22 protein-coding genes are annotated in these 24,844 nt (G+C 62.7%); 16 read left to right on the forward strand and 6 right to left on the reverse strand.

Annotated elements, in window-relative coordinates:
• The first annotated feature begins 374 nt into the window (after window positions 1-374).
• The 6 genes from raiA to F2P46_RS13120 all read left to right on the forward strand — a co-directional run bounded on the left by raiA (window position 375) and on the right by F2P46_RS13120 (window position 6,435).
• Window positions 375-740, forward strand: a complete 366-nt coding sequence (gene raiA, locus F2P46_RS13095) for a ribosome-associated translation inhibitor RaiA (RefSeq protein ID WP_166889991.1) — start codon at window positions 375-377, stop codon at window positions 738-740.
• Window positions 741-838: 98 nt separating this feature from the next.
• Window positions 839-1,924, forward strand: a complete 1,086-nt coding sequence (locus tag F2P46_RS13100; RefSeq protein WP_166889993.1) for an enoyl-CoA hydratase/isomerase family protein — start codon at window positions 839-841, stop codon at window positions 1,922-1,924.
• A 15-nt stretch (window positions 1,925-1,939) separates the two neighbouring features.
• On the forward strand, window positions 1,940-2,257 hold the full coding sequence (locus F2P46_RS13105) for a hypothetical protein (protein ID WP_166889996.1): 318 nt from the start codon (window positions 1,940-1,942) through the stop codon (window positions 2,255-2,257).
• A 72-nt stretch (window positions 2,258-2,329) separates the two neighbouring features.
• The gene (locus tag F2P46_RS13110; RefSeq protein ID WP_166889998.1) at window positions 2,330-2,707 is read left to right on the forward strand and encodes a BlaI/MecI/CopY family transcriptional regulator; all 378 of its coding nucleotides are present in this window, start codon (window positions 2,330-2,332) and stop codon (window positions 2,705-2,707) included.
• A 2-nt stretch (window positions 2,708-2,709) separates the two neighbouring features.
• Complete coding sequence (locus tag F2P46_RS13115; RefSeq protein WP_166890001.1) at window positions 2,710-4,242, forward strand: M23/M56 family metallopeptidase; 1,533 nt, start codon at window positions 2,710-2,712, stop codon at window positions 4,240-4,242.
• Between the two features lie 87 nt (window positions 4,243-4,329).
• Window positions 4,330-6,435, forward strand: coding sequence for a TonB-dependent receptor (locus F2P46_RS13120; RefSeq protein ID WP_166890004.1), 2,106 nt, complete (start codon window positions 4,330-4,332; stop codon window positions 6,433-6,435).
• Between the two features lie 22 nt (window positions 6,436-6,457).
• On the opposite strand, the gene rapZ is transcribed toward F2P46_RS13120, so the two are convergent.
• From rapZ to F2P46_RS13135, 3 genes are all read right to left on the reverse strand, one after another.
• Window positions 6,458-7,321, reverse strand: a complete 864-nt coding sequence (gene rapZ, locus F2P46_RS13125) for an RNase adapter RapZ (protein WP_166890007.1) — start codon at window positions 7,319-7,321, stop codon at window positions 6,458-6,460.
• 204 nt (window positions 7,322-7,525) lie between these two features.
• Window positions 7,526-8,461, reverse strand: a complete 936-nt coding sequence (gene hprK / locus F2P46_RS13130) for an HPr(Ser) kinase/phosphatase (protein WP_166870929.1) — start codon at window positions 8,459-8,461, stop codon at window positions 7,526-7,528.
• Window positions 8,462-8,512: 51 nt separating this feature from the next.
• Entirely contained in the window at window positions 8,513-8,995 is a 483-nt protein-coding gene (locus F2P46_RS13135; RefSeq protein WP_099873918.1) for a PTS sugar transporter subunit IIA, read from the reverse strand.
• A gap of 136 nt (window positions 8,996-9,131) precedes the next feature.
• On the opposite strand from F2P46_RS13135, the gene F2P46_RS13140 reads away from it, so the two are divergent.
• Entirely contained in the window at window positions 9,132-9,440 is a 309-nt protein-coding gene (locus F2P46_RS13140) for a hypothetical protein (RefSeq protein ID WP_166890010.1), read from the forward strand.
• Here the strand turns inward: F2P46_RS13140 and queF are convergent.
• Window positions 9,434-10,264, reverse strand: a complete 831-nt coding sequence (queF, locus tag F2P46_RS13145; RefSeq protein WP_166890013.1) for an NADPH-dependent 7-cyano-7-deazaguanine reductase QueF — start codon at window positions 10,262-10,264, stop codon at window positions 9,434-9,436. The genes F2P46_RS13140 and queF overlap by 7 nt on opposite strands.
• Before the next feature lie 169 nt (window positions 10,265-10,433).
• On the reverse strand, window positions 10,434-11,969 hold the full coding sequence (ilvA, locus tag F2P46_RS13150; RefSeq protein WP_166890016.1) for a threonine ammonia-lyase, biosynthetic: 1,536 nt from the start codon (window positions 11,967-11,969) through the stop codon (window positions 10,434-10,436).
• A 193-nt stretch (window positions 11,970-12,162) separates the two neighbouring features.
• Here ilvA and F2P46_RS13155 point away from each other — a divergent pair, with 193 nt between their 5' ends.
• Window positions 12,163-12,675: a YqaA family protein gene (locus tag F2P46_RS13155; RefSeq protein ID WP_166890019.1), complete on the forward strand. Its 513-nt coding sequence runs from the start codon at window positions 12,163-12,165 to the stop codon at window positions 12,673-12,675.
• Between the two features lie 3 nt (window positions 12,676-12,678).
• Here the strand turns inward: F2P46_RS13155 and F2P46_RS13160 are convergent, their stop codons facing one another.
• A complete protein-coding gene (locus F2P46_RS13160; RefSeq protein WP_166890022.1) occupies window positions 12,679-14,811 on the reverse strand; it encodes a TonB-dependent receptor in 2,133 nt (710 codons plus the stop codon).
• Window positions 14,812-14,897: 86 nt separating this feature from the next.
• Between F2P46_RS13160 and F2P46_RS13165 the strand changes: the two genes are divergently transcribed.
• The 8 genes from F2P46_RS13165 to F2P46_RS13200 all read left to right on the forward strand — a co-directional run bounded on the left by F2P46_RS13165 (window position 14,898) and on the right by F2P46_RS13200 (window position 24,806).
• Window positions 14,898-16,088 (forward strand): sensor histidine kinase, encoded by a 1,191-nt coding sequence (locus F2P46_RS13165; protein ID WP_166890025.1) that lies wholly within the window; start codon window positions 14,898-14,900, stop codon window positions 16,086-16,088.
• 10 nt (window positions 16,089-16,098) lie between these two features.
• Window positions 16,099-16,866 (forward strand): LytTR family DNA-binding domain-containing protein, encoded by a 768-nt coding sequence (locus F2P46_RS13170; RefSeq protein ID WP_166890027.1) that lies wholly within the window; start codon window positions 16,099-16,101, stop codon window positions 16,864-16,866.
• A gap of 219 nt (window positions 16,867-17,085) precedes the next feature.
• The gene (locus F2P46_RS13175; RefSeq protein ID WP_166890030.1) at window positions 17,086-21,114 is read left to right on the forward strand and encodes an FAD/FMN-binding oxidoreductase; all 4,029 of its coding nucleotides are present in this window, start codon (window positions 17,086-17,088) and stop codon (window positions 21,112-21,114) included.
• Entirely contained in the window at window positions 21,111-21,533 is a 423-nt protein-coding gene (locus F2P46_RS13180) for an HIT family protein (RefSeq protein ID WP_166890033.1), read from the forward strand. Before F2P46_RS13175 ends, F2P46_RS13180 begins: the two co-directional genes overlap by 4 nt.
• Entirely contained in the window at window positions 21,530-21,946 is a 417-nt protein-coding gene (locus F2P46_RS13185) for a gamma-butyrobetaine hydroxylase-like domain-containing protein (protein WP_166890036.1), read from the forward strand. The genes F2P46_RS13180 and F2P46_RS13185 overlap by 4 nt, the downstream gene beginning before the upstream one ends.
• Window positions 21,947-22,070: 124 nt before the next feature.
• Window positions 22,071-23,108, forward strand: coding sequence for a hypothetical protein (locus F2P46_RS13190; protein WP_166890039.1), 1,038 nt, complete (start codon window positions 22,071-22,073; stop codon window positions 23,106-23,108).
• Window positions 23,101-24,420: a hypothetical protein gene (locus F2P46_RS13195; RefSeq protein WP_166890042.1), complete on the forward strand. Its 1,320-nt coding sequence runs from the start codon at window positions 23,101-23,103 to the stop codon at window positions 24,418-24,420. Before F2P46_RS13190 ends, F2P46_RS13195 begins: the two co-directional genes overlap by 8 nt.
• Window positions 24,417-24,806 carry a hypothetical protein gene (locus tag F2P46_RS13200; RefSeq protein ID WP_208296612.1) on the forward strand — a complete coding sequence of 130 codons (390 nt, stop codon included), beginning with the start codon at window positions 24,417-24,419 and terminating at the stop codon, window positions 24,804-24,806. Before F2P46_RS13195 ends, F2P46_RS13200 begins: the two co-directional genes overlap by 4 nt.
• Window positions 24,807-24,844 lie beyond the last annotated feature (38 nt).

The following is a 24,844-nucleotide window of genomic DNA, read 5'->3' on the forward strand; positions in this document are numbered from 1 at the left end:
ATAAATGGCGGGGGGACGATTCTAGGCGAAACCGCCGGCCGCAAAACGACGATCCGTTTTCTGCTACTTTTTGATCCCGCCGGTATCGCGAGCTTATACCGCACAGAATATATCGGGTATTTTCCCTTGAAACTTTCCCGCTTTGTGCTTACCTTGTGCTATGCCAAATAACTGATACACTTGGTTCTACACGAGAGAAAGTTGCTCGGGTACAAAATGAAGGAGTTGAATCCCATTAAACCCATTAATCGATTGGCAATTTTCCGGACATAACAGCATCACATCGTCCGTGCGGTAATAAAGCAGTTCCTCTGCGCTGCCAAGCGTACGAACCGACAGTAACAAGAAGTGCCATTATCATTAGGAGTGTGTGTATGAATCTCACAATCAGTGGACATCATCTTGAAGTAACGCCAGCCATCCGTGAATACGTACAGAGCAAGCTTGAGCGCGTAAGGCGCCATTTCGATCAAGTGATCGATATCGCAGTCATCCTCACCGTCGATAATCTGACGGAAAAAGAAAAACGTCAAAAGGCCGAGATCAACCTGCGCCTGTCGGGCAAAACCGTGTATGTGGAAAGCCTGTCGCACGATCTCTACGCCGCCATCGATACCCTGGTCGACAAACTGGATCGCCAGGTCATGAAGTACAAAAACAAGGTCCAGGACCACAACCACCAGGCCATCAAGCACATGCCTGAAGAAATGCCTGAAGAAGAGACGCCGTCGGCCGCATAAGCAGGCCCCGTCCCATTCGCCAAGGGGCGCCCGCGTGGCGCCCTTTTTGCATCCATGCGCGATAAAATAGCGCTCCTTTTCTTCTTCCGGCCAGCCCCATGAGCGAATTCGTCCAGACCCGCATTGCCAATCGTACCGGCGTGATTACCCTCGACCGTCCCAAGGCCCTCAATTCGCTGTCGCTGGCGATGGTGCGCGACTTGGCCCGGATCCTGGGCGCGTGGCGTAATGATGCCGCCATCGACGCCGTGGTCATCGGCAGCAGCAGCGACAAAGCGCTGTGCGCCGGCGGCGATATCCGCTTTTTCCACGATTGCGGCCATGCCACGCCAATGGGCGGCAGCGCCTTGCTGGAAGATTTTTTTACCGAAGAATACGCGCTCAATCACCTGATCCATTTTTACCCCAAGCCGTATATCGCGCTGATGGATGGCGTGGTCATGGGCGGCGGCATGGGCATTGCCCAGGGCGGGCCGGAATGCCGCATCCGCATCGTTACCGAAAAAACCAAGATGGCCATGCCCGAGGTGAATATCGGCCTGTTTCCGGATGTGGGCGGCAGTTATTTTCTGTCGCGCGCGCCCGGGCAGCTGGGCCAGTACCTGGGCCTGACCGGGCTGACCATCGGCGCGGCCGACGCCTTGTATGTGGGGTTGGCCGACCTGTTCGTGCCGCAGGCGCGGATGGCCGAGCTCAAGGAGCTGATCGACGCCACCCCGGGCGCCGGCCTGCGCGCGGCCATTGCGGCGTTCGCGGCGCCATTCGCCCTTGATGCGGGCGCGTCCACCCTGCAGGCGCAGCGCGATGGCATCGACCGCCATTTCGGCGCTGCCTCGGTGGCGGCCATCATGGCCTCGCTCGAAGGCGACGATGGCGAGTTCGCGCAAAAGGCGCTGGCCGCGATGCGCCAGCGTTCCCCGCTGATGATGTGCGTCACGCGCGAACTGCTGCTGCGCGGCGCCGCGCTCGACGTCGCCGACTGCCTGCGCATGGAACGCAGCGTGGTGCGCCACAATTTCGAACACGGCGAAGTGCTCGAAGGCGTGCGCGCCCTGGTGATCGACAAGGACAATGCGCCCAAGTGGAACCCGGCCAGCCTCGATCAGGTCGACGCGCCGATGATCGAGCGTTTTTTTGCGCCGGTGTGGCCGGCGGCGGCGCATCCGCTGCGCCATCTTGACTGAACCGGCGTAGTCGCCATGGCGTATGACCTCGTCGCCGGTCCCGGCAGCGAGCACGGGGAAGCGCCCGCTGACGCCACCAGCATCGACTTGCACGACCTGCCAGCCCTGGCGCGCCTTTTGCGGCGCGGCCATTGCGATTTCCTTGAACGGATTTCGCACCTGGCACAGGACCAGGCGTTCGACCTGCGCCAGGTCGACGCGGCCCTCGACTGCCTGCTGCCACTGCGGCACGCCAGCCTGCATCCGGACGAACGCACCTTGCTCCACAAGCTGATCGGCGTACTGTCGTTTGCCAGCCGCACGCAGCAAGGGCTGTACGGCATCTGCGACTGAACCGGATGTGGCTTGACCTTATGTGACAAATGTCGCATACTTGCCCCATCAGTCACAATGTGGAGCATGACCATGTCAGCCATTCCTTCGGTTTCAGAACTGAGCCTGCTTAAAGTCCTCTGGAAAGACCAGCCCCTGAGCGCGCGTGAACTGCACGAGCGCGCCGTGGCGGAACTGGACTGGTCGTTTTCCTCGACCCGCAAGACGCTCGAACGCATGCTCGACAAGCAGATGGTGGCGCAGGACATGCAGCACGGCGTGCAGGTCTACCGCGCCCAGCTCGACAAGGTGAGCACCCTGGCCGCTTTCGCCCACGACTTCGGCCGCCGCGTGATGGAAATCGACGCGCCGCTGCCGGTCAATATGTTCACCGGCAGTAAACTGGTCGACCGGCAGGAGCTGGCCGAACTCGAACAGATGCTGCAAGACTGGCCCGACGCGAAGGACTGAGCATGTTGAACGCGATCGCCTTTTCCTTCCTCAAAGCGAGCATCACCTGCGGCATTGCCGCCGCTGTCATCCTGGCGCTGCTCACGCTTGCCACGCGTGTGTGGCCGGTGCTGGCCGGGCACCGTTCGGTGTGGCTCTGGTCGCAGGCCGCCATCGCCTGTGCTTTCGTGCTGGCGCTGCTGCCGCAAAGCGCCAGCTACAGCGTGGTGCCCGCCATCGAGATCGCGCGTCCCGCACCAGCGGCCACGCAGTCTTCCGTGCAGCCGCAGTCCGATGCGTACGAAGCCGATGGCCTTGACGACGACATCGACCCGCTCGAACTGCTGGCGCAAGCCTGGCTGGCGCTGTACGTGGCCGGCTTGCTGGCCGCCAGCGCGCGCTGGGTGCATGCGCAGCGCGGCCTGCGCGCCTTGCTCCATCATGCCCGTCCGCTCGATACGACGGCATTGGCGCAGCACGCCGGCTTCGATGGCGAACCGGTGGCGGCCTTGCTGCGGCGCGGCCTGCGCGTCTGCGAAACCGATGCGTCCATCTCGCCCATGCTGGCCGGCCTGGCGCGTCCGCACCTGCTGCTGCCGCGCCATCTGCGCAGTTTCAGCGACGAGCAACAGCGCCTGATCGTCGCCCACGAACTGACGCATTGGAAGCGCCGTGATCCCCTGTGGCTGCACGCCAGCATGCTGCTGCAAACGCTGTTCTGGTTCAATCCCCTGTTCGCGGTGCTGACCCGGCGCCTGAACTGGGCGCAGGAACTGGGGTGCGACCACGCCGTGCTGGCCGGCCGTCCCACGCAGCAGCGCAAGCAGTACGCGGCCGCGCTGGTGGCCCAGCTGAAGGTGCAGCAGGACAGACTTGGCGCGGGCATCGCCTTCGGCCACGGAAGTCCCGCCTCGCTGCGCGCCAGGGTCGGCCTGATCCGCGAGCAGGGCTTGCGCGCCCCTGGCTTGCCCGGCAAGGCCGCGGTGGCCGCCGCGCTGGCCTCCGTGCTGGGCGCGAGCCTGTTGCTGCAGCCGGCGTTTGCGTGGCGCGCGGCGGAACCCGGCGTGCCAGCGCCATCGGCCAGCGTTGCGGCGCCCGCCGCCGGCGCGCCGCAGCAGTGGCAAATGCCGCTCGAGCGCGTGCGCGTGACCAGTTTTTACGGCGCCGCGCGCAAGAAGCTGGACGGCGGCCATCACGGCATCGATTTCGCCGCCCGCACCGGCACTCCGATCCTGGCCGCTGCCGGCGGCACGGTGATTGTATCGACCGCGCAGTACGAGGGCGGGCCGCAGTACGGCGATGTGGTCCTGATCGAACACGCCAACGGCGTGCGCTCGCTGTACGCGCACCTGAGCGTGCGCTCGGTCGAAGCGGGCCAGGTGGTGCGTGCCGGCGAGACGATTGGCCTGGCCGGCGCGACCGGCAAAGTCACCGGCCCGCACCTGCATCTGGAAGCCTTCAGGGATGGTGAGCGCATCGATCCGCAGCAGATGTTCACTGGCCTCGACGCGCTCGCGACCTCCCAGGCGCTGCGCAAGCGTCCCGCCAGACTCTAAACACCCCCCTGGTCAAGCGCGGTTTTCCGCACGGCGCAGCAGCGCCGTGCGAGCGCGCTCGTCCCTCCACAGCACTGAAGGAAACCCATGCAGATTCGTCCGTATGCCTGCGCTTGCGCGCTGGCTTTATCGTTACCGGCGCTGGCCGAAGAAGTCATTCCCAAGATCGAAATAGCCGGTGCGCGCTACGACCAGCGCGGCGAGGAAACCGCCGCCAGCCTGGTGGTCGGGCGCGAAGAACTGATGCGCCACGGCGACCGCTCGCTCGGCGACGCGCTCAAGCGCGTGCCCGGCATCACCATCGGCGACGGTGGCGGGCGCACCAGCGACATCCGCCTGCGCGGCCTGGGCAACGGCTATACGCAGGTGCTGCTCAACGGCGTGGCCGCGCCAGCCGGCTTTTCGCTCGAATCGCTGGCGCCGGAACTGATCGAGCGGGTCGAGGTGGTGCGCGGCGCATCGGCGGCGACCAGCATGCAGGCCATCGCCGGCAGCGTGAACATCGTGCTGCGCAAGTCGGCCACGCGCCTGCGTTCCACCATCAAGGCCGGCGTGGACACGCAGCACGGCCGGCGCTCGCCGAGCCTCTCCGGAGAGGTGAGCGGCAAGAGCGATGCGTTTTCTTACTCGGTGCCGGTCAGCCTGTCGTATGCGCCCGTGCCGGCGCCGTCGCGCGAAGAAGAAACGGCGTCCGATACGGCGCCGGGCCTGCGCCGCAGCACGCTGCTGAACGAAATCAACACCACGCGCCTGGCCAGCCTGTCGCCGCGCGCCAACTGGAAGCTTGCCAACGGTGACACCCTCGGCTTGCAGGCATTTATCAGCAACAGCCGGCGCGCGATCGACGCCTGGGCGCTTGAAACCACCCACATCGGCGCGCCGACCCTGCACCCGCAACGCGCCGCCGTGTTCAATATAGCGGCGATATGGCTGCGGACCGACCTGGAATGGGCGCGCAGCCTGGGCGAGGGCGCGCGCCTAGAAGCCAAGGGCGGCATCCACCGCAGCCGGCGCGAATCCGACTTCGAGTTTGGCGACATGATGAACGGACGGCGCGCGCCGGCGCTCAGCTTTGTCACCTCCGACTTGCGCGAGGGCGGCTACCATCTGGGCGCCACCTGGACGCGGCCTTTCGGCGGCGGCCACGTGCTCAGCGCCGGCTGGGATGGCGCCCACACCACGCGCAGCCAGACCCGCGTGGGCAGCGAGCGCGATACCTTCGACGAGGCGCCGGAGCTGAGCGACAACCGCTATCGCGGCGTCATCGACCGCTTCGGTGCATTCGCGCAGGATGCCTGGGAAATCAGTCCGGCGTGGTCGCTCTCGGCCGGCGCGCGCTGGGAAACGTTGCGCACCTCGGTCGCGCAAGCCGGCGTGGCGGCGGTCAGCCAGCGCAGCGCGATTCCGGCGCCGGTGCTGCAGGCGCTCTACAAACCGGCCGCCGGCCACCAGTTGCGCGCGGGGCTGGCGCGCACCTACAAGGCGCCCACCATGGGCAGCCTGATCCCGCGCCGCTACACGGTTGACAACAACAACAGCCCCACCAATCCGCACAACGAGGGCAACCCCGCGCTGCGGCCCGAAAAAGCCTGGGGCCTGGACATCGGCTACGACCGCCAGGTCGGCAAGGATGGCTTGCTGGCCGCCAGCGCGTACCTGCGCAAGATCGATGACGTGACGGTGACGCGCTTGTTCCAGGATGGGACGCAGTGGGTATCGACCCCGGCCAACCAGGGCAGGGCGAGCGCGCGCGGCATTGCGCTGGAAGCGAAGTTGCCGCTGCCCGGTTTTGCGCAAGTATCGTTAAATGGCAACGTGGCGCGCAACTGGTCGCGCATCGACAAGGTGGCGGGGCCGGATAACCGGTTGGCGGATCAGTCGCCCTTGACGGCCAGCGTAGGCATCGACGTGCGCACGGCGCTGGCGTTTGGCGCCAGCTTCACCTACGAGCGCGGTGCGCGCACGCGCTACGCGCCCGAATGGAGCGAAGCGAACGGCGGCACGCGCCTGCTCGATATGTATGTCTTGTGGGGAGGGGGCAAGCAGACGCGCTTGCGGGTCGGGCTGACCAATGTGCTGGACCGGCCGCGCGTATCGCAATCGACCTATGGCAGTCGCAGCACCCGGCGCGAACTGATGCCCGGCACGGCGTTGCGCATCACGTTCGAACACGATTTTGAACGGCTCAAATGAGCCGATGAAGTCAGCCTGATACTCAGGACTGTTCGCGGTGGCGCAGCACGACTCGTTCGGTCGGGCTGAAGTAGGCGGCCAGGCGTTCGGCCATGTACACCGAGCGATGCTGGCCGCCCGTGCATCCGAGCGCCACGGTCAGGTAGCTGCGGTTGTCGGTCTTGAACGACGGCAGCCACTTCTCGACGAAGGCGCGGATATCTTCCAGCAGATCGGCGGCGCTGGGCTGCGCGTCCAGAAAAGCGATGACCGGCGCGTCCATGCCGGTGAGCGGGCGCAGGGTCAGGTCGTAATAGGGATTCGGCAGGGCGCGCACGTCGAACACAAAGTCGGCGTCGAGCGGCACGCCGAGCTTGAAGGCGAACGATTCGAAGAACAGCGTCAGTGGCGCGCGCTCGATCTCGACCAGTTCCTTGATCCACGCGCGCAGCTTGTTGGCCGACAGGTCGGACGTGTCGATCACATGGCCAAGCTGCTCGATGGCCGACAGGCGCTCGCGCTCTTCGAGAATGCACTCGATCAGCGTGCGGCGGGAGGCCGGGTTTTCGTCGGGGCGCAGCTGGTGCGACAGCGGATGGCTGCGCCGCGTTTCGGAAAAGCGTGCCACCAGCGAGTGCGTGTTCGAGGTCAGGAACATGACTTTGATGTCGTGTCCCTGGTCTTTCAGCAGGCGGATATTGGCGGGCAGTTCGACCAGCGACTGGGCGCTGCGCGCATCGACCGCGACGGCGGCGCGGGCCGTGCCGTCGGCGATGAGCGCGTCGATCAGGCTCGGTAACAAGGCTGGCGGAAGATTGTCGACGCAGTAGTAGCCTGCGTCTTCAAGGACATTGAGGGCGACCGACTTGCCCGATCCGGAAATACCTGTAATGAGTACGATGCGCATAGGCCCGATGATACCCCATGCGGGTGGGCTTTGCTCAGGCACTATGCATCATTCTCACGAGGCAACAGGGATTTTACAACGGTCCCTATACATTTTGATTGGTTTAGTCGGAACTCATTGCCTGGTGAAGCAGGGAATTCACGGAGCACCGCTCCGTGCCTGCGGAACGGTGTGCCCTTGCAAGGGCACACTCCGTAAACTGGCCTAGTCGGAACTCATTGCCTGCCGTTGCCGTTCCATGAATTCCTGCAGCGTGTCGATACCTCGTAACTGAAGAATCGTATTGCGTACCGCGGCTTCCAGCAGCACCGCGATGTTGCGGCCTGCGGCCACGGGGATCACGACTTTGCGGATCGGCAGCCCAAGTACATCCTCGGTCGGGAACAAAAACGGCAAGCGTTCGACTTCTTCTTCCAGCGCGCTGCGGCGCACGAGATGAACGATCAATTTCAGCCGCATCTTGCGCCGCACGGCCGTCTCGCCGAAGATCGCCTTGATATCGAGCAGTCCCAGTCCGCGCACTTCCAGCAGGTTTTGCAGCAGCGCCGGACAGCGTCCCTCGATCATGTTCGGCGCAATGCGCGAGAACTCCACCGCGTCGTCGGCCACCAGGCCGTGGCTGCGCGAAATGAGTTCCAGTCCCAGCTCGCTCTTGCCCAGGCCCGAGTCGCCGGTGATCAATACGCCCACGCCCAGCACGTCCATGAACACGCCATGCATGATGATCCGCTGCGCCAGTTTCTTGGACAGGTACACGCGCAAAAAGTCGATCACCTGCGCGGCCGGCAGCGGCGTGGAAAACAGTGGAATATTCTGCTCGTCGCAGATGGCCAGGATGTCGGGCGGGGTATCGAGTCCCTGCGCGATGATCAGCGCCGGCGGCCCGCCGGAAATGAGTTCGCCAATCACGTGGCTGCGCGAACCCGATTTGAGGCGGTGGTAGTAGGTCAGCTCCTGATGCCCGAACACCTGGATGCGGCCGGGGTGGATCAGGTTCAGGTGGCCGACCTGGTCGGCGGCCGAGGCGACATCGCCCGAAATGAGGCGTTCGCCGCCCGGAAAGCCGGCGAACCAGCCCAGCTGAAGACTTTCGCGATTGTCGTCGTACAGCCGTTGGATGGTCAGCGGAGTTTGCAGCATGAACGGGTCTTCAGAAAAGTGAGGGCGCCAACGCGCCCGGCACCCGGAAGTTTAACCCAGTGCTTGCAGACTTGGTTGCCAATTGATGATGCGCGAGTGAACCGATTTCGGGTCCGGATCGGTCGCCAGCGCTGTGCGGAATCCGTCGTCCGAAAACATCTCGGCGATCTCGGACAAAATCTCGAGGTGCTGCTGGGTCACATGGTCGGGAATGAGCAGGAAGAACAGCAGGTTGACCGGCTGGCCGTCGGGCGATTCGAACGGAATCGGTTCGAGCAGGCGTACAAACGCGGCCAGCGGCGACTTGAGGCTCTTGCTGCCCTTGATGCGGCCGTGCGGCACAGCCACGCCATGGCCGAGGCCGGTAGAGCCAAGGCGCTCGCGCGCAAACAGGTTGTCGGAAACGGTCGAGCGGGCGATCCCGCAGTTGTTCTCGAAGATCAGTCCGGCCTGCTCGAAAGCACGCTTTTTGCTGGAGACTTCGAGATCAAGCAACACGTTCTCGAGCGATAAAATTTTGCTAAGGTTTGTCATAACGCTGAGTATTGATGCGAGGCACAAGGGTGCTTGCGAGCCAGAATTATAGGCCTGTTTTCCAGCCGTGTAATCGGAATTTGTCGTCGATTCATGTCAAGTTCGCATTGACATATCGCAAGTGGAATAGCGATTCATGCAAGACGGGAAAACCGCTCCCAAGCCGGGTGTCGAAAATTTGAATTTCCGGCACGAAATTGAGGATTTTGCACACAAATGCTGGTCCTTAATGCAGTTCGCCATTTTTCCTGTGCTTCCTGCCCGTTTTTTCAGCGCTTGGGAAAGAGTCCGCGCCTGTTGTTCATTTGTAAAGTTGGTGGCTTTCGCCTGTCGCCCGAAAAGCACACCCGTTCCCTTGCCAACCAAGGTATTCCCGCATGGCAATGTCGTCAAGCGTGCGCGCAAGCGAAAACCGGTCCCCTTGCGCTGCCTCAAACATCACTGACGCGCGGTGCGCAGATTAGGTGGACGACCCGAGCTGAAGTTGCTGCGCCATGGATTGATGTCCAGTCCGCCGCGCCGCGTGTAGCGCGCGTACACGGCCAGTTTTTGCGGCGCGCACTGGCGCAGGATGTCGGTAAAAATGCGTTCGACACACTGCTCGTGGAATTCATTGTGCTCGCGAAAGCCGATCAGGTATTTCAGCAAGCCGCCCTGTTCGATTTGGGGGCCGACGTAATGGATTTGTACGCTGGCCCAGTCCGGCTGGCCGGTGACCAGGCAGTTCGACTTGAGCAGGTGCGACACCAGTTTTTCCTCGACCGGCGCGCCGCCGGTGGCGGCGGTGAGCAGGGCGGGCGAGGGCGAGTAATGATCGATCTCGACGTCGAGGCGGTCGAGCAGCATGCCATCGAGTTCGCCCATTTTGACGGTGTCGAAGGCGTGCGGTTCGGTCAGGGTGATGTGGACCGGCGCGCCGAAGCCGCCGGCCAGGTCTTCGCGCAGCAGGGCCAGCAAGGCGTCGCTGCTGGACAGGCGCGTCTGGTTGAACGAGTTCAGGTACAGCTTGAAGGATTTCGATTCGACGATGTTGGGCGACTCGGCCGGCACCGTGATCGTGGCGATCGCCACCTGCGGCTTGCCGCGCATGTTCAGCCAGGAGATTTCGTAGGCGTTCCAGATATCGACGCCGAAGAAGGGCAGGGTGCCGGTGAGCTGGAGTTCATCGCGCTTGCCCTGGCGCGGGATCGGGAACAGCAGATCCGGCGCGTACTGGGTCTGGTAGGCGGAGGTTTTGCCCAGGGGAGATAGATCGGCGGTGTTGGTCATATATATTTAGTCGATAACGTAAGCTCCGTCGCTCCCGCGCAGGCGGGAGCCCAAGTTCGTTTAGCCGTCTGCAACTGCGGAAGGAACTTGGATCCCCGCCTTCGCGGGGAAGACGGATCATGGTGCGGAGCCATGCCGGGTGCGACGATGACTCTCGTCGGCACGTGCATCACCCCAAAAACATCTTATACACCGGATTGGCGCTTTCATCCCAATGCCGGTATCCGAGCGTGGTGAGGAACTGGCGGAATTGTTCCATTTCTTCCGCCGGCACCTGCAAGCCCACCAGAATGCGCCCCACATCACCGCCTTGATTACGGTAATGGAACAGCGAGATATTCCAGTTCGGCGCCATGCTGTCCAGGAAGCGCATCAGCGCGCCCGGACGCTCGGGGAATTCGAAACGATACAGCAGTTCGTCATGGGCCAACGCACTCTTGCCGCCCACCAAATGGCGGATGTGCAGCTTGGCCAGTTCGTCATGGGTCAGGTCCAGCGTCTTGAAGTCGCTCTGCTCGAAGGTACGCGCCAGCACGCCCGACTCGCCGCGGCTGGCAATCTGCACGCCCACGAACACATGCGCCTGCGCCGCATCGCTGATCCGGTAATTGAACTCGGTGACATTGCGCGGCCCGATCAGGGCGCAGAAACGCTTGAAACTGCCGCGCTGCTCGGGAATGGTCACCGCGAACACCGCCTCGCGCGCTTCGCCCAGCTCCGCGCGCTCGGCCACGAAGCGCAGGCGGTCGAAGTTCATGTTGGCGCCGCAGGCAATCGCCACCAGCGTTTCGCTGCGCACCGGGTTCTTGCTCATCGCCGAACGCTCGATATACGCCTTGGCCCCGGCCACCGCCAGCGCGCCGGACGGCTCCAGGATCGAGCGCGTATCCTGGAACACGTCCTTGATCGCCGCGCAGATCGCATCGGTATCGACCAGGATGATCTCGTCCACGTACAACTGCGCCAGGCGGAAGGTTTCTTCGCCCACCAGGCGCACCGCGGTGCCGTCGGCGAACAGGCCCACATCGGGCAGGGTCACGCGCTCGCCGGCTTTCAGACTGCGCGCCATCGCGTCCGAATCGGTCGACTGCACGCCGATGATCTTGATGTCCGGGCGGATCTGCTTCACATACGCGGCCACGCCGCCGATCAGGCCACCGCCGCCGATGGCGACAAAGATCGCGTGGATCGGTCCCGCATGCTGGCGCAAAATCTCCATGCCCACCGTGCCCTGGCCGGCGATGACGTCCGGGTCGTCGAACGGATGCACAAAGGCGAGATTCTGTTCTTTTTCGAGCGTGAGCGCGAAGTTATAGGCGTCGGTGTACGAGTCGCCGTGCAAAATGACTTCCACGTTGGCGCCGCCGAAGGCCTTGACCGCATCGACCTTCACGCTCGGCGTGGTGGTCGGCATGACGATCACCGCGCGGCAGCCGATCTTGGCGGCCGACAGGGCCACGCCCTGGGCGTGGTTGCCGGCCGAGGCGCAGATCACGCCGCGCTTGAGCTGCGCCGGCGCCAAGTTGGCCATCTTGTTGTACGCGCCCCGCAGCTTGAAACTGAACACGCTCTGCATGTCTTCACGCTTGAAGTAAATCCGGTTTTCCATGCGCTGCGACAGGATCGGCGCGAATTCGAGCGGCGTTTCGGTGGCGACGTCATAGACGCGGGCGGTCAGGATTTTCTTGAGGTAGTCGATAGTCATAGTCTGCAAACAAAGTGATTCTGGGCCGGAAAATCCGGAACGCGATGCTGTTGACGCTGGACTGTGTTGTCGGCGGATGACCGAGGCTTGCAGTGCGATGCGCGGTTCCGGATGGCGGGCTCGGCGTATCGTGTCGTTGCAATAGTTTTTCCTCATTATAATGGACGGCTTCAGCAGTCCTCAAAGTGCCTCCATGATCGAATCCGCTGTCCTCTGGCTGCTCAAATTGCTGGCCGCTCCCGCGGTCGGGCTCAGCTCGGTCTTCGTGATTGCGTTCGTGTCCGCCACGCTGGTGCCGCTCGGCTCCGAGCCGGCTGTGTTCGCCGTCATCAAGGCCAATCCGGCCATGTTCTGGCCGGCCATCCTGGTGGCGACCCTGGGCAACACGCTCGGGGGCGCGCTCGACTACTTCATCGGCTACCGCGCCAAGGTGGCGTTTGCCAAAGAGCGCAAGTCGCGCTGGTTCGCCTGGCTGGCGCGCTACGGCGCCAAGACCATGCTGCTGTCGTGGGTGCCCGGCATTGGCGATCCGCTGTGCACACTGGGTGGCTGGCTGCATCTGCCGTTCTGGCCGAGCCTTGGCTATATGGCGATCGGCAAGTTCGCCCGCTACCTGACCATGACCACCGCCCTGTTGTATGTGCCGGACAGCTTCTGGAAGGGACTCGGCGAGTCGCTGTCGAATTTCTGGCACATGCTGTTCTGAGGCCTACAAGCTCGTTTCCAGCACAATCCGCACTACCGCCACCGACGACGCGCGCACCGCGCGGGTGTTGCTGCCGTCAGCATCGGCGTACTCGCTGCCGCTGGTCCTGTCGCGGTGCAGCGCGTTCGCCATCGACAGGCGCAGCTGGGTTTTTGGGCTGGCCTTCCACACGCCATACAGATCGAGCACGCGTACCGGGCCGGCGTCGCTGTGCAGGTAGCGGCTCATTTGCGTGGCCCCGGCCAATTGCAGGTTCAGGTTCATCCCCGCCGTGTAGCGCGGCCCGATGCGCGCATCGACGCCCAGATTGGCCGTTATCCGCGCCTGGTCGCCCAGGCGGTTGTCGGGCCCCGGCACCGCGTCCAGGCGCGACCAGTTGCGCGCGCCGTTGGCGCGCAGGTCCATGTCCGGCGCCGCCGGCAGCACGCTGCGCAGCGGGAAGCGGGCATCGAATTCGAGTCCAGCCACCTTGGCCTTGCCGTTGTTGAAGGGCGTGGAGATCCATGCGCCGTTTTCCTGATACAGCGTCTGCACCGTCACCGCATCGATCCGGCGCGCATAGGCCGACACGCTGACCACGCCGCTCTTGCCGAAGTAGGATTCGTAGGCCGTGTCGATCCCCCACGCCAGTTCCGGCTTAAGTGCCGGATTGCCGCGCACGTCCGGATTGGTCGGCCCGTTGGCGTTGTTGACCGTGTAGCGGCGCGGCACCAGGTTGCGGATCGTCGGCGCCTTATAGGTGCGCGAGAGCGAAAAACGCAGCTGGTCCTTGCCATCGAGCTTCCACAGCAGCTGGGTGATGGGGCTGAGCACCGACGACTTGCTGCTCGTTTCATCGAGCATGCGGCCACGGGTAGCCGTGCGCAGCCCTTCCCAGCGCAGGCCCAGGTACGCCTGCAGGCGCGGCGAGACGGTCCATTCGTCCTGCGCGAACAGGGCCAGGCGGCCGACCACTGCGCGGTAGTCTTCGTCGAGCTGCGACAGATACTCGCCGGTGGCGGTGCTGTCGTTCTGGCGCCGCGATTCGGAGCGCTGGGTGCGACCGCCTTCCCAGCCGATGCCGATGTCGTGGCCGGGAACGAGCGGCGCCAGGTATTTTCCGCTCACGATGGCGCTGTCTTCGAGCGCGTCCGACAGCACCTTGCGCGCCAGCGTGCGCGACGCGCCCGCGCCCTGGAACAAATAATCCGATTCGCGCTTGTTGTGATTGAGGCCCGCCTTGACCGTCAGCTTGCCCTCGGTGCCGACATTGCGCGCCAGGGTGATGTCGCTGCGGGCGGAGACGAAGTTCCCTGTCAGCCCGAAATCGTTGACCGGATAGTCGGTGCTGGTCCCGGCGAACGTGGTTTCGACACTGTTGCCATGGTTGGATGCGCGCGACAGGTCGATGAAGGTCTGCCACGCAACACTGCCCCCCTGCGCCAGGGTCCAGTTCAGACGCGGCGTGAGGTTCAGGCGCGCCGTGCGGAACGAGATCGCATCGCGCAGTTCGCGCCGCGCGGCCGGCGTGCCGTCCGCGCCGGTTACGGTCTCCAGCGTCCGGTCACGGATGTCGGAACCCGTGCGCGCCATCTCGGCCGCCAGCGAATACGCCAGGTCGCCGGCACGCTCGCCCCATTGCATCGACACTGACGGCTCGCCCCGCCCCGCCAGCAGGTTGACCCCTGATTTCACGTCGCGCTGACTGGGCGCGTTACCCTTCTTGAGGATCACGTTGATGGTCCCGGCGATGGCCTGTGAGCCCAGTTCCGCCGTGGCCGTGCGCAAAATATCGATCCGCTCGATCATCGCCGGGGCGATGCTGTCGATCGAAAACCCGGCCGCCACCGGGTCGCCGTTGACCAGCAGCTGGGTGTAGCCGGCGCCCAGCCCGCGCATGCGGATCTCGCCGCCTGTCAGCGACACCCCCGGCTGGCGCTTGAGCACCGCCGACAGCGAGCTGTCGCCATACTGCGCTATCTCGTCGCGCCCCACCACGATGCGCGCTGCGGTGTCGTCGCGCCGTACGTTGGTGCCGGCGGCGCCGTTTACTTCGACCTGGACGATGGTGCCGCCAACGTCCTGGGCGTGCGCGGCGTGACCGAAGGACGACAGCAGGGCAAGCGCCTGCGCGGACAAAACGAGAGAGTATTTCATGAACGATGGCGTGATTGACAGGGAAGCCGATTGTGTCCCCTCGCACGGCCTGGCAACACCGGTATGTGACGAGTCGCCGGAACTGGATGACGAAGGCCGCAGCATGCCAGAAAAATGGCCGGGTGGCGCTGGTATACTTTGCCTCGATGATGACCGCACCCAATCCACCTGCCCCAACCCGCCTGCTCAAAGCCTTCCTGACGATTATCGCGATCTGGACGGTGCTGTGCGCCATCGGCGCCGTGGGCGATCACAGCGACGGCCTGCAACGCGCCGATTACGTGCGCTCCTACGCGCAGACGTTCTGGCTCTGGTGGCGCGAGCATGTGCTGTTGATGTCGATGAGCGTTGGCTGTTACGCCGTGTTCACCGCGTGCCCGGCGCTGCTGGGCAGTATGCCGCGCATCTTGGCCGTCTACCTGCTGGTCGCTGCCGTGTTTGCGCCACTCGAACTGCTCAATGGCACCATGCTGACCTTGTACGACAAGGGCAAGCTGTCGGGCGTGTCGGCCGTTGTGGATGCGGCGCTGGCGCGCTCGGGATTTGCGCAATTCATGGCGCTGATGTGGGTTAGCTTTACCTGCGTCGCCACGATCGCCGCCTGCATCTGGCGCGAAAGCCGCTTGCGCGAGCAGGCCTGGATGCGATCCCAGAGCGATAACCTCGCGCTGCGCCTCGAACTGGAGCAGCAACGCCTGCTGGCGCTGCGTGGCCAGCTCGAACCGCATTTTCTGTTCAACGCCCTGAACGCCATCAGCGCGCTGGTGCGCTCCGACGACAAGCGGGTGGCGCTGGACGGCATCAATCACCTGAGCGCTTTGCTGCGCTATGCACTGGAAGCGAGCGCGCACGATCATGTCAGCGTGCGCGACGAGCGCCAGTTCCTGGACGACTACCTGGCCTTGCAGCGACTGCGCTACGGCGCGCGCCTGAACGTTCACATCGACGGCGACAGCGAGTCCGTGCTCGGTGCCGACATACCGCCGCTGCTGCTGCAACCGCTGATCGAAAATGCGTTGCGCCACGACCTCGATTGCCATGACCGCGCGAGCGACATCCGCGTCGTCTTCAGCGCCGATGCGCAGTCCCTGGCGATCCACGTATCGAACCCCGCCAGCGATGCCCGCTCGGCCAATCCCGGCCTGGGACTGGGCCTGCGCCACGTGCGCGAACGCCTGCAACTGGCCCATGGCAGCAGCGCCGCGCTGCAAACCGGCCTGCACGACGGCCGCTTTGTCGTCGATATCCACATGCCGCTGCACGCGCGCGACGCATGAGGCATGAGGCATGACCGTGCGCGCACTGATCGTCGACGACGAGGAACCGGGCCGCATCAACCTGCGCTACGCCTTGGCCGAGCATCCGCGCTGGGAGGTGGCCGGCGAATGCGCCAGCGCGGCCGCTGCCCAGGCGCTCATCGCCGCGCAGGAGATCGACGTGGTCTTCCTCGACATCCAGATGCCGGGCGACTCCGGCCTGGTGCTGGCGCGCGCGTTGGCCGCCATGGCCACGCCGCCACTGGTCATTTTCGTCACCGCACACAATGCCTTTGCGCTCGACGCCTTTGAGGTGCACGCCCTCGACTACCTGCTCAAGCCCGTGCACGACGTGCGTTTGGCCACAGCCCTGGCGCGCGCCGAAGCGATGCTCGTCCTGCGCCAGCGGCCTGCCTACGGCGCCGCGCTGCGCGCCTGGGCCGATACAGATTCGCCTGCCACCGGTTACTGGCAGCAGGTAAGCGTGCGCTCGGTCGGGCGCATCGAATGTATCCAGCTGGCCGACGTCGACTGGATCGAAACCTGCGGTAACTACGTCAGCCTGCACCTGGCCGCGCGCAGCGTGATGCACCGGCTGCCCCTGAGCCGCCTGTTGTGCCATCTCGACCCGGCCCATTTTCTGCGCGTGCACCGCAGCGCCGTGGTGCGCGCCGGCCAGGCCGCCAACCTGGAGGTGGCGGGCGACGGTGCGTATCGCCTAACCCTGCGCTCCGGCGCCCTGGTCCCCGTCAGCGAGCGCTATGTTGACGCGCTGCGCAAGTCGATGGCTGAGCGGTGATTCAGTATTCCATATTGGAAATTCACGAATAGGCTGAATTTTGATCGTCAGAAGGCTGATTGAATTATCAAAAATATTGTCAATTTCTCAAATTGCCATCGTTTTGTTTGTGCACATTCCCTGCCTCTCCTATGCAAAAGCGATGGCCCTTCCAGCGTGGTGCAGCGCAATACGCTAGAATGAACTCCCTTAGGGTCAGTCCACATAGTCCACCAATTCATGAACGCCCCCGCACAAATCCAAGCACTCCTGGCCGAAACGCCAAACGGTCACGCCGCGACCCGCCTGCGCGAAATCCCCTATAACTACACCTCGTTTTCGGACCGCGAAATCGTGATCCGCCTGCTGGGCGAGTCGTCCTGGGAGCTGCTCGACGAATTGCGCGGTTCGCGCCAGACCGGACGCTCGGCGCGCATGCTGTACGAAGTGCTGGGCGATATCTGGGTGGTGCGGCGCAATCCCTACCTCCAGGACGACATGCTGGACAACCCGAAGCGGCGCCAGGAACTGATCGACGCGCTGCATCACCGCCTGGCCGAAGTGGACAAGCGCCGCACCAGCGTCGACGTGCCCGATGGCGACGATGCGACCGGCGAAGTGGCGCGCGCGCGCAGCGCCAACGTGGAAAAGCTGCTCAAGGCGGCTTCCAAGGCGGTTGAGGACTTCGGCAACGAATTCCGCCAGACCTGGGACCTGCGCAAGCGCACCACCAAGGTGCTGGGCCGCTACACCGAAAAGCACAACATCTGCTTCGACGGCATGAAGCGCGTCGCCCACGTGACCGACGCCACCGACTGGCGCGTCGAATACCCGTTCGTGGTGCTCACGCCCGATACCGAAGACGAAATGGCGGGCTTGGTCAAGGGCTGCATCGAACTCGGGCTGACCATCATCCCGCGCGGCGGAGGAACCGGCTACACCGGCGGCGCCATTCCGCTCACGCCCATGTCGGCCGTCATCAACACCGAAAAACTGGTCACCCTGGGCGAAGTCGAAATGACCATGCTGCCCGGCGTGGACCATGAATATGCGACCATCCACTCCGGCGCCGGCGTGGTCACCAAGCGCGTCTCCGACGCCGCTGAAAAGGCCGGCTTCGTGTTCGCGGTCGATCCGACGTCGGCGGAAGCGTCCTGCATCGGCGGCAACGTCGCCATGAACGCCGGCGGCAAGAAGGCGGTCTTGTGGGGCACGGCGCTCGACAACCTGGCCTCGTGGAAGATGGTCGACCCGAACGGCGACTGGCTGGAAGTGACCCGCATCGGCCACAATCTGTCGAAGATCCACGACGCGCCGACCGCCACCTTCAAGCTCGAATGGACCCACCCGAACGTGCGCGGCGAAGCCAAGGACGCGCCGTTCAAGACCGAGATGCTGGTCATCGAAGGCAAGCGCTTCCGCAAGGAAGGCCTGGGCAAGGACGTCACCGACAAATTCCTGTCCGGCCTGCCGGGCATCCAGAAAGAAGGCTGCGATGGCTTGATCACGTCGGCGCGCTGGATCCTGCACAAGATGCCGAAGTACGCGCGCACCGTCTGCCTCGAATTCTTCGGCCAGGCGCGCGACGCGATTCCGTCGATCGTCGAAATCAAGGATTACCTCGATGGCTTGCCGGCCAAGGGCGGCCCGTCGTTCGCCACCATCAGGCTGGCGGGCCTGGAGCATCTGGACGAGCGCTATCTGCGCGCGGTCGGTTACGCCACCAAATCGAAACGCGGCGTGCTGCCGAAGATGGCGCTGTTCGGCGACATCGTCGGCGACGACGAGAACGCGGTGGCGCAAGCCGCTTCGGAAGTGGTGCGCATCGCGAACACCCGCGTGGGCGAAGGCTTTGTGGCCGTCAGCCCGGAAGCGCGCAAGAAGTTCTGGCTCGACCGCGCCCGCACGGCGGCCATTGCGCGCCACACCAACGCCTTCAAGATCAACGAAGACGTGGTCATTCCGCTTAATCGCATGGGCGAGTACACCGACGGTATCGAGCGTATCAACATCGAACTGTCGATCAAGAACAAGCTGCAGCTGACCGACGAACTGCGCGCGTTTTTCGCCGCCGGTAACCTGCCGGTCGGTAAAAGCGACGACGCCTCGGGCGAATCGATCGGCGACGAAGAGATGCTGGGCGACCGCGTGCAGCAAGCGAGCGAACTGCTCGGCGCCGTGCACGCGCGCTGGACCTGGCTGCTGGCGCAACTCGACCAGCCGCTGGCCGGCGCGCGCGACGCCCTGCGCGCCATCGGATTGGGCCGCCTCGACGTCGTGTTCGACGAGCGCCTGGCGCAGCAGCCCGACGCCACCCTGTTCGACGTGGTGCAGGATCGCACCGTGCGCGTTTCGTGGAAGCAGGAGATCCGCGCGCAGCTGCGCCAGATCTTCAACGGCGCCGCCTACAAGCTGATTCTCGACGAATCGACCGCGATCCACCAGAAGGTGCTGCGTTCGCGCGTGTTCGTGGCGCTGCACATGCACGCCGGCGACGGCAACGTGCACACCAACCTGCCGGTCAATTCCGACGACTACGCCATGCTGCAGGACGCGCACGAAGCCGTGGGCCGCATCATGAAGCTGGCGCGTTCGCTCGATGGCGTGATCTCGGGCGAGCATGGCATCGGCATCACCAAGCTCGAATTCTTGACCGAAGAAGAAATCGGCGAATTCCGCGACTACAAGCTGCGCATCGATCCGGAAGGGCGCTTCAACAAGGGCAAGCTGCTCAACCTGCCCGAGTTCGGGGCCGACCTGCGCAACGCCTACACGCCGTCGTTTGGCCTGATGGGCCACGAATCGCTGATCATGCAGCAAAGCGATATCGGCGAGATCGCCAACAGCATCAAGGATTGCCTGCGTTGCGGTAAATGCAAACCGGTGTGCACCACCCACGTGCCGCGCGCGAACCTGCTGTATTCGCCGCGCGACAAGATCCTGGCGACGTCCTCGCTGATCGAAGCGTTCCTGTACGAAGAGCAGACCCGGCGCGGCGTCTCGATCAAGCACTGGGAAGAATTCGAAGACGTGGCCGACCACTGCACCGTGTGCCACAAGTGCGTCACGCCATGCCCGGTCAACATCGATTTCGGCGACGTGTCGATGAACATGCGTAACCTGCTGCGCAAGATGAACAAGAAGACCTTCCGGCCGGCCAATGCGGCGGCGATGTTCTTCCTCAACGCCACCGACCCGGTGACCATCAACGCCACGCGCCAGGTCATGGCCGGCTGGGGTTTCAAGGCGCAGCGCTTCGGCCACAACGTGCTGAAAAAATTCGCGAAAAAGCAGACCAAGGCCCCGCTGCCGACCACCGGCAAGGCGCCCGTGCGCGAGCAGGTGATCCACTTCATCAACAAGAAAATGCCGGGCAACCTGCCCAAGAAAACCGCGCGCGCGCTGCTCGACATCGAAGACGACAAGATCATCCCGATCATCCGTAACCCGAAGGTGACCACGGCCGATACCGAAGCCGTGTTCTACTTCCCCGGTTGCGGGTCGGAGCGGCTGTTCTCGCAAGTGGGCCTGGCCACGCAGGCCATGCTGTGGGAAGTGGGCGTGCAAACCGTGCTGCCGCCGGGTTACCTGTGCTGCGGCTATCCGCAGCGCGGCGCCGGCCAGTACGACAAGGCCGACAAGATGATGACCGATAACCGGGTGCTGTTCCACCGCATGGCCAACACGCTCAATTATCTCGACATCAAGACCGTGCTGGTCTCGTGCGGCACCTGCTACGACCAGTTGGCCACCTACGAGTTCGACAAGATCTTCCCTGGTTGCCGCATCATGGACATCCACGAGTACCTGCTCGAAAAAGACGTGAAGCTCGAAGGCGTCAGCGGCACGCGCTACATGTACCACGAGCCCTGCCACAATCCGATGAAGCTGCAGGATTCGGTCAAGACCGTCAACGCGCTGGTGTCGACGGTGGACAACGTCAAGATCGAAAAGAACGACCGCTGCTGCGGCGAGTCCGGCACCTTCGGCGTGTCGCGTCCCGACATCGCCACCCAGGTGCGCTTCCGCAAGGAAGACGAGATGGAGAAGGGCGCCGACAAGCTGCGCGCCGACGGCTTTACCGGCGACGTCAAAATCCTGACCAGCTGCCCATCGTGCCTGCAAGGCCTGTCGCGCTACAACGACGACGCCGGCACCACCGCCGACTACATCGTCATCGAAATCGCGCGCCACAAACTGGGCGAAAACTGGTTGCCCGAGTACGTGGCCCGCGCCAACAACGGCGGCATCGAGAGGGTACTGGTATGAGTTGTGAACTGTGCGAACTGGCGGTCGAACCGATCTGGCGCGACGACAAGCTGTCGATCATCCTGGTCGACGACGCCGCCTATCCGGGCTTTTGCCGCGTGATCTGGAACGATCACGTGAAAGAGATGACCGACCTGGCGCCGTCGGACCGCCTGCTCCTTACCGACGCGGTGTGGCACGTGGAACTGGCACTGCGCGATGTGATGAAGCCAGATAAAATCAACGTCGCCAGCCTTGGCAACATGACGCCGCACCTGCACTGGCATGTCATTGCCCGCTACGCCGACGATGCGCACTTTCCCAATCCCGTGTGGGCGGTGGCGGTGCGCGCGACCGACGAACCGACCCTGGCGGAGCGCCGCGCGCTGCTGCCAAAACTGGCGGACGACATCGTCCGTCGCATGGAAAAACCAGCATGAACCCGACCGCACTGACCGTCCACCAGAAGTCCCGCGTACTCGATATCGCATTTGACGATGGCAGCAGTTTTTCGATTCCGTTCGAGCTGCTGCGCGTGTACTCGCCGTCGGCCGAAGTGCGCGGCCACGGCCAGGGGCAGGAAGTGCTCCAGCTGGGCAAGCGCAATGTCGGCGTCACCGCGCTCGAACCGGTGGGGAACTACGCGGTGCAGCCGACCTTCTCGGATGGCCACAACACCGGCTTGTTCTCGTGGGATTACCTGTACAAGCTCGGTAACGAGCAGGCCGCCTTGTGGGCCGATTACATGGCGCGCCTGCACGCAGCGGGCTTCGAAGGCGACGCCGGCCGCGAACCGGGCGCCGAGCTGCCGGGCGCAGTCACAGCGCACCAGGGCTGCGGACACAAGCACTAAAAGGCAGACTCGCAACTGGCCGATATCTTTGTTCTTGGCGCAATGATAGCTAGATGCGGATACAGTTTGCGAAAAATCCGGCAGCGGCGTAGTGTTGTGTTAACTTTGCTGCGGAGGTAACGATATGGCCGTTAACATCACGTTTCGGACTCAGTTGCTCGGAGGCGTCGCTGAGTTTTGCCATAGTAGCAAATTGCCATTTCTCGCCAATTCCTTGCATCTGGTCGAGCTTGTCGTTCTTCTGGCGCGATATATGGAAGAGGGCGTCAAGCTCGTTCCCAAAGTTTATTTGACCGATGACATGACGCTGTTGAGTGCAATGCTCCCAGGCGGCGAACGCATGAAAATCGGAACCACTACCAGGGATGTCGACGGACTCAAAACCGCAATAAAGAAATGCGCTCCGCTTGCCGCTGGCGGGTGGATGATCTACATCGAGGATTTGGCTGATACGATCGAATACGGCGTTTTCAAGGATTCCGGAAATCCCATTGCGGTGCTGGTTGATCAGGTTCTGATGATCGAGAATAACTCATTCTCCGTTGTGAAGGTTTTTCAAGTTGCTGACGATTGTGTGGAAATTCGTTCGAATCAGGGGGCTTTTCATTATGTGTTCCTGAACCATCGCAAAGAAGACACCGCGCCACCCTTGCAATTTCTCGACGAACTGGTCCTGGCGATTGTGGCCAGTACGCAGGCAGATGTTCGCGAGGCGGCGCATGGCTATCTCACCCGCTTGTTGTTTGAAGCTCTCCGAAAATCGCACGGTTGTATCATTGCCGTCACGGACCTTGCGGAGCCGCCTGTCTTCCTGGCCGAAGACGGCGTCATTTTCGACGAGCCAATCGATTTCCCGGCATTAATCAACGAATTCAAAAAAGATCCTGCCCAACAGTCAAGACTTGAAAGCAAAGGCTATTTGCTTCAGGGGATGCTCAATTCCGACGGGATTATTCTGTTCGACAGCCGCGGGCGTCTGCTTGGCTATAATTGTTTTGTCAAACTGGAGCCCGAGGCGACAGCCGCTGCCGGCCTTGTTCAAGGAGGAGCGCGGCGACGCGCTTTTCGCAGTCTTAGTGGAAAAGTTGGAAATGACCTTCGTGCAGCATTCATGCAGTCGCAAGACGGATGGTCCGAATTTAAAGGGAGCGAACATGGATAATTTGGCGGTTTGGCAGCAAGAAAATGGAACGCTTCCGGCAGAGGCGAAATCGGCTCTGCAAATTTCGGACTATGCGTTGCAGTTGAGTACGAAGGATAAGGCTCAACTCGTTGCGGCGTTCGAAGCGCGGCACTACGAAATGGCCGTCAGTTATCTGTGGGGAAAGACCATTACCGCTCTGAAAAAAGAGCTGGCCACCGTTGGGGTGCGTCTGTTAGGGGAAATGCTCGGAAAACTGGACGTCGATGAAGATGACGACGTGGATGACATCCTGACTGTCAAGGATACGATACGTCTGGCGGAAGAGTTAGGAATTGTTTCCCCCACCGATGGCCTTCGACTCAGGCATACGTACGAATTGATCACGCACTTTTCCCAGATGGATTCCTTGGAAAGCGATGCCGAAGATATCGATGAATCGGAAGCGATATCTTCGCTAAAAGCCTGTGTGAAAGGCGTGTTGGGGCGTCCGAAAATAGAAGTCGCAAAAAAATTCGTGGATTTTCGCAAGGCGCTGGAAGGCGCGACGCTGGTTGATGAGGACCCGCACGTCGTCATGCTGAAGAGTTCTCCGTATTTTTTCTCTAAGCTCACGATCAGTGTGCTCATGAGCGCAGCGAAGAAAAATGCGGGGGGCAATTTGGACCATGCCCTTGCAAATATCAATGTGGTGGTGCCTGCTATCTGGCCAAGCTTGCGCGATACGGAAAAGTGGCAAATCGGACGTACTTACGCTGAAGCGTACGCGGATGGGAAAACCACGGTCGTGAGCGGGCTGAAAAGCGCTCTCCTGAAGGTGAAGGGTTTCGATTTCGTCCCTGAAAATCTTCGCAGCGACGCGTTTGTGAAAGCCGCCGATGCAATTATAAAAGCCCATGAAGGGCTCAATAATTTCTATAACGAAGCGTCACCCGTAAAAAACTTGGCGAAGCTGGGAACCACGATTCCGACTCCTGCGCTCCCTGCTTGCATTACCGCTTTGCTTTGCGTTGTACTGGGCAACTCATACGGCGTTGCCTGGTCCGCTGCGGAGGAAGCGTCCCAGATGCTTAACCGCCTGACCCAGGAGCGTTGGTCCTATTATCTGAACAATGTTTTCCCGGGTGATATTCGTGTGATTGGCAAATTGACGTCTGACAAGCCATTGAACCGATGGATAGATTTCGCCGAGCAGCATGGTTTCCAGGATATAGACTTGAAAGATGCCACGGTGAGTCAACTGGTACGCGCGTCTTCCGAGAAGGACGCGAGTAAGACCGCGCGGATTGCTGATCGGTTAATGAACGAATACTACGGCCGTACGCCGCCTTGAAGCGCCACGGCGTGCAAACCGGTGCGGAACTACACGAAAACCTGAGCATCCGCCAGCTGTATTTGCGCATCGCGGGCGGACGCGGTCACTTCACGGTGATCGCCACGGCGGCCGGCGTGGCCGACCAGATGCAGGCGTGGTTCGGGCAGGAAGCGGCCGACGGCTTCAACATCCTGCCGCCATCGCCATCGCCATCGCCGCCGCAGGGGCTGGATGACTTTTTGGCGCGGGTCGTGCCCGAAGCGCAACGGCGTGGATTGTTCAGAACCGCGTACGGCCACGCGAGCCTGCGCGGCCACCTGGGGCTAGCAGCCTGTCGGACTTGGGATCGTCGGCTGCAAAAATACCTGGGACGGTCCATATTTCGCCGCTTTCTCGGCCAATAGCTCGCTATTGGCACTGCGAAACCGTCAAAATCTGGCCT

It is taken from the genome of Massilia sp. CCM 8734, assembly GCF_011682155.1.
Taxonomy (GTDB): domain Bacteria; phylum Pseudomonadota; class Gammaproteobacteria; order Burkholderiales; family Burkholderiaceae_D; genus Telluria_A; species Telluria_A rubra.